Annotated in this window: 1 protein-coding gene; it reads left to right on the top strand. The window is 51.2% G+C overall.

Annotated features, from left to right (window positions below; all coding sequences use genetic code 11):
* Positions 1 to 291, top strand: a 291-nt coding sequence (locus J4G32_RS20895) for a phosphatase PAP2 family protein (RefSeq protein WP_485020565.1), incomplete at both ends; no start/stop codon positions are given.

The raw sequence follows: 291 nt of genomic DNA, 5'->3' as shown, positions 1-291 counted from the left end.
TTGCTCTATGGGCTGTCACTATTTATCTGCGCGACAAGCTTTGAACAATGTCGGCTGGTGCGCCGTCTGGTACTGGCGTCAGTTATAGCCTGCGTTGGATTTCTACTTTTCCCTTTACAGTTTAGTTTTACGCGTCCGCCTGTTTCCGGCGTTGCGGGGTGGTTGTTTACGCAACTTGAACAGTTCGACTTGCCATATAACCAGTCGCCGTCGCTACATATTATTCTTTGTTGGCTGCTGTGGAGGCATTTCAGCCGCCATCTTTCCGGTGGTTGGCGCAGGCTGTGCGAT

Origin of the sequence: Microvirga antarctica (genome assembly GCF_017921815.1) — a bacterium.
In the GTDB taxonomy this organism is placed as follows: domain Bacteria; phylum Pseudomonadota; class Alphaproteobacteria; order Rhizobiales; family Beijerinckiaceae; genus Microvirga; species Microvirga antarctica.
This window is presented reverse-complemented; position numbering and strand designations above follow the sequence as displayed.